The organism is Bradyrhizobium sp. th-b2, assembly GCF_000426785.1.
Taxonomy (GTDB): domain Bacteria; phylum Pseudomonadota; class Alphaproteobacteria; order Rhizobiales; family Xanthobacteraceae; genus Bradyrhizobium; species Bradyrhizobium septentrionale.
In genome coordinates, this window is record NZ_AUGA01000140.1 from 1 (window position 1) to 7,474 (window position 7,474).

Consider the following 7,474-nt stretch of genomic DNA (forward strand, 5'->3'; position numbering starts at 1 on the left):
CGGGCCTCCCAATTCGCTTACCGGGTCCCTCGGGGCGCGTCATGAACCGCCGGGACCGCGCGACCGCATCCATTGAAGAAATCTGGCGTGGGAAAATCCGTGGTTGCAGCTTCAGGCGAGGCAACACGTCTGCCTAGGACGCGCCCAGCTCGACGAAGGTCTCGCTGCATTTGCGGGCACGATCAATCCGCACTCACCGAAGCAGCTTGTCCCAGCTTCCCAGATCTTCGCCTGGCTCGCCGATGAAGACGCGAGTGGCGAAAGGCTCACGGCAACGACCAGCAATAGTGCAAGGTGTCGTGCATAAACCTTTGTATATGAGTGTTGCCATTTTGTTACGGAGGTCTTAGCCCGACACACACTACGCTCTGCGCCGGTAGTGCAAGTGGTTTGCATGCGAACGTGCAGTTGAGAGAGGGGACACTGGGATGAGAAAGTTCTTAGCCGCCGCTGTCAGTTTCGCGGCAATTGCCATGGGCGCCGCACCTGCATCGGCCGCCGACATGGCCGTCAAGGCCCCGCCTCCGGCTCCGCTGCCGGTGATCTACAACTGGAGCGGCTTCTACATAGGCGCCAACGGCGGCTGGGGACAGAGCCGAAATTGCTGGGATTTCGTGGGGGTGGCCGGTACGGTCATCGGTGACGGCTGCCGCGAGCGGTCAGGAGGCCTCGTCGGCGGGCAGATCGGCTACCGTTGGCAGGCCAATCAGTGGGTGTTCGGCCTGGAAGCCCAGGGGGATTGGGCTGATCTCAGCAGCCAGCGTGCCAGTATTATCGCTCCGGCGTTCTCGACCCGCACGACAACGGACGGCATCGGGCTTTTCACTGGCCAGATCGGCTACGCCTGGAACGCCTCACTGTTGTACGTGAAGGGCGGCGCGGCGGTCACGAGCAATCGTTTCAGCATCCTTAGCACGCTTACCGGCGCCGAACTGGCCTCCGCAAGCGCGACCCGCTGGGGTGGGACCGTGGGTGTGGGCTGGGAGTACGGCTTTGCACCAAATTGGTCTGCCGGTATTGAATACGACCATCTGTTCATGGGGAACGCGAACAATTCGTTCTCTGTCGTCAATCCGATTGTTGCCGGTGCGCTCAATCGGATCAGCCAAGACGTCGATATGGTCACCTTGCGCATCAACTACCGCTTCGGCGGCTACTCGACGCCGGTGGCGGCGCGCTACTGACAGCCAAGCTATCTCCAGCGGACCTAAAGCCCCGGCCTCGGCCGGGGCTGTTTTATCGAGCCTGTCGGGCAGTCGTTGTTGCCAGTGATGATTTCGCACACGCGGCGGTTTCGCGAAAATCAGGAAAGGCGACTCACAGAGCTGCCTTTTCCGGAGTATTCCGCTTGCCCTACTGGCAAAGATACATCCGACCGTCGTCCAGCTTGGTCATGGTGCCCGGCGCACATTTGCAGAGTTACGCCCGGAGTAATCCTCCCATCCGGTATAGCCGTAATAGAGGGAGGCTCCTGCGTAAGCCCTGACTGCATAATGGGGCTTGCCGAAATAAGGATCGGTCTGGGCAGCGTAAGCGTTAGTCCAGGTGGTGTTCCCTGAACCGGTGTTTCCCCATCCATAATAGCCGGGTGAAGCCGCAGCGACGGCGCCGGCGGTTGCGACTGCTGCCGCCCCCGCGACGCCCGCGCCGACCCCGTAACCGTAGGCGGCTCCGCTGCTTCACGCGCAACGTCCTCGTTCCTGATCGACGGCGAGGCGGTGATCACCCGCGACGACGGGACGCCGGACTTCCGTGCGCTGCGGGGCCGACGCCAGGGCCAGGAGGCGGTGCTGTACGCCTTCGACCTGATCGAGCATGACGGCGACGACTTGCGCGACCTGTCGCTGATCAAGCGCAAGCGACGGCTCGCCAAGCTGATCGGCAGAGCCAAGCGGCGCGCCATTCGGTTCGTTGAGCATTTGACGGGTGACGGCCCGACCGTGTTCGAGCACGTCTGCCGCATGGGGCTGGAGGGCATCGTGTCGAAGCGGGGATGCACCGTATCGCAGCGGGCGGTCGAGGACGTGGCTCAAGTCGAAGAACCCGGCGAGCGCGGCGGTGCGCCGCGAGCGCGAGGAGGGGTGGTGCTAGCCCAGCGCAAGGGGGGGGTGGCGGCGACGCTCTAACGGGAGCTAACGCGCAGGGTAGTCAGTAAGGGTCCGCACATGGGGCGAATTTTGCGGTACGACACGCGCGCGCGACCCTGAGCGCTCCATCGCCGATCCAAACCTATCAGCCCCGCCGCCAGTGTGGCAGCCGAGCCGGTCGAGCGTTCCTTTGATGAACAATGAAACGCTGAGCGAGATACAGGTCCCGACCCGACGCCGATCTACCGGCCCGGGTGGTCGGTCGGGCCAGGTTGCGGGGAATTACCCTGAAATAAACATAACGGCGGCTGTCAGTGCGACAGGGCAAAGCCCGAAAACTACAGCGAGCACCTTGTAGAGTAGGTCGTCCAGCATAACGCAACCGTCCTCTCTTTTAGGTTGAAGACTTAAGCCGGGAAAACTCGGTAACGCCAGTGCAGTTTGTGCCAAGCCATAAAAGTTATATCACCGGAACTCCGTTCACCCACGGAGAGCGCCGGAAGGCGCTCGGCTAAATCGTGAAGATAACAATCAGGATCAGCACGGAAAGTGCGATTGAGACGCAGCCAGCCATCGTTATCCGATCCCATTTCATGCTGTGAACGTTTGAATCTGTGGCCGGTCCGCTCGTTGATTTGGGTCAAGAAACGCATTGCGACCTGTCGAAACTTATATGCCTAGAACAGTGAATAGGGCCTCTCTGTAGTCCTACCGAGAACTGGTGAGGGCGCTGCGATGCCGGATGTTCGTCATCGTTCCTTAAGGGTCCTGTCGAGGCGCAACTTATGCGGGGACCGCGCTACCACGGATACCGATTTCGGCGAGATGGGCCTTTGCGTGGCTCCTCGTGCCTGAAGCATAAAACGATGACGAAGGTTGCCAATGGACCGTTCGATCCCTTGAACCGACAGGGGCGCTTGGTAGGATGCTTCGATGAACCGGCATGGCGTTGGGGTGCAATTGACGGTCACTGATGCGCCCGTTGTGGTCGACGCAAGCTCCGATGCGCCTGAAGCGCGTGTCGCAAGGCGGCTCTCTCTCTGCTTGGCATACGGAATGATCGCCGCTTTGTCCGTAGTCTCCAATGCGAAGGCACAGGAGGCAGAGCCGCGATCCTACTCCAATACGCCTATCGGGTTGAATTTTCTGCTCGCGGGTTACGCTTACTCGCAAGGCAAGCTCGCGTTCGATCCCAACACGGCGATTGCCGACACCACATTCCGCTCCGACACCGGGGTGGTGGCCTATGTTCGGTCCTTCGAGCTTGCGGGCCAGTCTGCCAAGCTTGATGTGATCGTGCCGACATCGTCTTTCGCCGCGCATGGCCTCGTGAACGGTGAGCCGCGCGAGCGGGAGATGTTGGGCTTGGGCGATCCGCGATTTCGCTTCTCGGTCAACTTGTTTGGGGCACCCGCGCTCTCGGCGAAGGAATTCGCCAGCTATCGGCAGGATCTAATCGTCGGAGTAAGCATGCAGGTCTCCGCGCCGGTCGGGCAGTATGACAACACGAAGCTGCTAAACCTAGGCGGAAATCGCTGGTCATTCCGGCCCGAGTTCGGGATTTCAAAGGCATGGGGTCCATGGACCGTCGAGCTAGCCCCAAGCGTAACTTTCTTCAGCAACAACACCGACTTCTTCGGCGGCAATACGTTCTCGCAGGCTCCGATCTATGCCGTGCAGGGACATGTCATCTACACGTTTCAGTCCGGCGTATGGATGGCGCTGGACGGGCTCTATTTCGCGGGCGGCCGCACGGCCCTCAACGGCGTCAAAAGTGATAACGAGCAGGCGATAACGCGAGCTGGCTTGACGGTCGCCTTGCCGATCAATCGACAGAACTCACTCAAGCTCTCTGCCAGTACCGGCATCACGACCCGAACAGGAAGCGAACTGACGGCAGTTGCTATCGCATGGCAGTATCGTTGGGGCGACGGATATTGAGGAAGGATGTCGTATGGCAGGGCGACAGTCCGTAGCGGTTCTGTTCGCTCGATCAGTCGCGGGCCATCGTCGCGGTAAGACAGCAATGCAGTTTTGGCTAGTTGCCTTATCATGGCGATCTTGCACGTGGACCTTCGCCGCCGCGCTGGCGGTCGCATTTTTGCTGGCGACGCTGGCTCAAAGTCAGGCGGCTGATCCAGGGCCCAAACGAGTTCTGATGCTGCATTCATTCGGTCCTCGTTCCAAACCTTGGAGCGACTACGCTCAGGCCATTCGCACAGAAATAGACCTGCACTCGCAGAGTTCGGTGGAATTTCTGGAACATTCACTTGTGAATGCCGGCCAATCTCAGGAAAAATTAGAAGGTGCCGTCGTTGAGTACCTTAGCACCCTCTACACGGACCATCCGCCCGACCTTATCGTAGCCCTCGGCGCACCGGCAGCCAGTTTCATCCAGCGCCATCGTCAGCTTATTTTTCCAATGGTGCCGATGATCATTACAGCCGTAGACCAGCGCTTAGTTCAATATGAAAAACTGACGGATAATGACGCTGTAGTGTCGGCCACGAATGATGTTCCGTTTCTCTTCGAGAATATCATGCGCGTCTTGCCCGACACAAAGACCATCGCAATTGTAAACGGCACTTCCCAAATAGAGCGATTTTGGACGGAAGAAATGCGTCGAGAACTCGTGCCGCTCGCGGGCCGGGTCGAGCTAAAATGGTACGATGAACTTCCATTCGACGAGCTTCTTAAGAAAGCAGAACATCTTCCGCCTCATACCGCAATCTTCTTTGTTCTAATGAATGTCGATGCGGCAGGGATGACACACGAAACGGGCAATGCTCTGAATAAGCTCGCTGCCTCAGCCAGCGCGCCGATTTTCTCTTTCGATGGTTCTTTTTTCGGAGAGAATGTCGTTGGCGGACCGATGTTCTCTCCGCTTGAGGGAGGGCGGATAGCCGCAGCCGTTGCCATTCGCATCCTTGAGGGAGAAAAAGCAGGCAATATCAAAACTCCGGCCATCGAATACGCGTCGCCAAAATTTGACTGGCGGCAAATGCAGCGGTTTGGGATCAGCGACAGTAACCTGCCTATTGGCAGCACCGTCTACTTCCGACAGCCAGCGGTTTGGGAGCGGTATAGGTGGCAGATCGCATCCATCGTCGCGGTTCTTCTGATACAGACCGGGTTTATCTCGGTCCTGCTGCGTGAGCATCGTCGGCGTCAACTTGCCGAAGTGCAGGCGCGGCAGCGCATGGCTGAACTTGCTCATGTCAATCGCTTCTCGACTGCTGGTGAACTGACCGCCTCAATCGCTCATGAAATCAACCAGCCGCTCGGGTCCATTCTGACCAATGCCGAAACCGCAAAGGCAATCCTGCAATCTCCCAGCCCTGACATTTCCGCACTGAACGAGATTGTGGACGATATTTTGAACGATGACCGGCGCGCTAAGGAGGTCATCCGCAGCATGCGCAGCCTTCTGAAAAAGGCACCCTTCGAACTGAAACGTCTCGACCTCAATGACGTCGCACGGGAAACCATCGAATTTCTCTCGGCGTTGGCTCTCGCACGAAAGGCCGAGTTGATCGGCGTGATAACGCCGGGTGCGCTTCCGGTGCTCGGCGACCGCATCCAGCTTCAACAAGTCATTCTGAACCTTGTCGTGAACGGGATCGACGCGATGAAGGACAAGCCGAGCGAAAATCGCATCATCAGCATCCGAACTTCGCGGGTCGAAAGCTTCGCTCAGCTATCCGTGTCAGATCATGGTCCAGGCATTCCCGAAGACAAACTAGAAGGGGTCTTCGCGCCGTTCTACACCAGCAAGGCCGAAGGCATGGGGATGGGACTATCCATCGCGCGCACTATCATCGCGGCACACAAGGGGCTGATATCAGCGAGAAATAGGGATCATGGCGGCGCGTCGTTTAGGATCAGGCTTCCTCTTGTTAGTTGACCCAGAGCGGCGGCTCCGCGCCGAAAGCCACCGTCGAGCCGATCCATCCGAAGGCCATGCCGGTGGCTGCAAGAAGGCGAGTGGATCAGTCGTCAGTCAGCAGGTTGGCGCACTTGCGCTCGGTCGTGTTCGATTGATCTGGATCAAGCCCTCCGCGCGAGAGGGGGACTAGGCTCCCTCACCCGCAACATGCGTGGCCAAGGCTGAAGGCGCGTCCGTGAGAACACTCCGTCAGATCATCTCCGGAGACGAGATCATCCAGCTTGTGATCCGGCTGGGTTTGCTCGCGGTCCTGATCGCCTGGACAGTGCTCCTGATCCGTCCGTTCGTGCCAATCCTGGCCTGGAGTGTCGTGCTCGCCGTTGCGCTTAATCCGGTGTTTCAGCGCCTCGCCAAAATCCTCGGCGGCCGGCCGAAACTTGCGGCAGCGATCCTAACCCTTATCAGTCTTGCCGTTGTCATCGGGCCCGCGACGTGGCTCGGCATGGGCGCAGTCGACGGGATCAGGGATCTTGCCGGTCAAATGACGGCGGGCGAGATGTTGGTTCCTTCGCCACCTCAATCGATCAAGGATTGGCCACTCGTCGGGCCTCGGCTCTTCGATCTCTGGGATCAGGCCTCGACCAATCTGCGTTCGCTTCTGCGCGAAGTGGTGCCCTATCTCAAGCCCCTCGCGACGACCTTGCTTGGATTTGCCGGCAATGCCGGTGTGGGGACCGTGAAGTTCTTGCTGTCCGTGGTCGTGGCTGGCGTCCTGTTTCCATATGGCCCGCAGCTCGTGGCCGCGGGTCGTGACTTTCTGTCACGGATCGTGCCGGACCAGAGCGAGCACTTTCTGGACCTCGCGGGTACCACCATCCGTGCGGTCGCCCAGGGTGTGATCGGCGTCGCGATCCTTCAATCCTTGCTCGCCGGCATCGGGTTCAAGCTGGCCGGTATCGCCAGCGCGGGACTGCTGGCGTTCGTGGTGCTATTACTGTCGATCGTGCAGATCGGCGGAACGATCGTCATCCTGCCGGTCATTATCTGGATCTGGACCGACAAGGAATTCCCGATCGCGCTTCTGCTGACGGTGTTTCTCGTGATCGTATCAGTGCTCGACAACATCCTAAAGCCGCTCGTCATGGGGCGAGGCCTTACCACGCCCGCACTCGTCATCCTGATCGGGGTGATCGGGGGAACCCTCGTCCACGGCATCATTGGCCTCTTCATCGGACCGATCATTCTGTCGGTGGCTTGGGAACTGACGGTTGCCTGGATCCGTACCGAACGCGCTCCGCAGCGGGGAGATGTTGGCTATGGGCCGCCGCGCTCTCTTGATCTGCATCAAGGCGGCTCTTCAGCCCCTTCGCTGGATAACAATCGCTGACCCACCAAACCAAGAGCATGGCCGAGTCCGCGATGGGAGCACGCGATGGCAGTCCAGTTCCTGCTTGGCACCGTCATCAGCGTGATCAACATCGTGATTCACGCGCTCGTGACT

4 protein-coding genes and 1 pseudogene are annotated in these 7,474 nt (G+C 59.3%); all 5 read left to right on the top strand.

What is annotated here, in order from left to right; genetic code table 11:
- The first annotated feature begins 428 nt into the window (after positions 1 to 428).
- Positions 429 to 1,184, top strand: coding sequence for an outer membrane protein (locus tag K359_RS0145785; RefSeq protein ID WP_029085008.1), 756 nt, complete (start codon positions 429 to 431; stop codon positions 1,182 to 1,184).
- Between the two features lie 510 nt (positions 1,185 to 1,694).
- A pseudogene (locus tag K359_RS56005) lies at positions 1,695 to 2,126 on the top strand (DNA ligase); the annotation flags it as partial.
- Between the two features lie 894 nt (positions 2,127 to 3,020).
- The gene (locus K359_RS0145795) at positions 3,021 to 4,028 is read left to right on the top strand and encodes a transporter (RefSeq protein ID WP_029085010.1); all 1,008 of its coding nucleotides are present in this window, start codon (positions 3,021 to 3,023) and stop codon (positions 4,026 to 4,028) included.
- An 85-nt stretch (positions 4,029 to 4,113) separates the two neighbouring features.
- Positions 4,114 to 5,991 (top strand): sensor histidine kinase, encoded by a 1,878-nt coding sequence (locus K359_RS0145800; RefSeq protein WP_029085011.1) that lies wholly within the window; start codon positions 4,114 to 4,116, stop codon positions 5,989 to 5,991.
- 217 nt (positions 5,992 to 6,208) lie between these two features.
- Entirely contained in the window at positions 6,209 to 7,360 is a 1,152-nt protein-coding gene (locus tag K359_RS56010; protein WP_084518820.1) for an AI-2E family transporter, read from the top strand.
- Positions 7,361 to 7,474 lie beyond the last annotated feature (114 nt).

Bases quoted from the DNA above. Each gene is read 5' to 3' on its own strand.
- K359_RS0145785 (WP_029085008.1), top strand. From the start codon at position 429: ATGAGAAAGTTCTTAGCCGCCGCTGTCAGTTTCGCGGCAATTGCCATG.
- K359_RS0145795 (WP_029085010.1), top strand. From the start codon at position 3,021: ATGAACCGGCATGGCGTTGGGGTGCAATTGACGGTCACTGATGCGCCC.
- K359_RS0145800 (WP_029085011.1), top strand. From the start codon at position 4,114: ATGCAGTTTTGGCTAGTTGCCTTATCATGGCGATCTTGCACGTGGACC.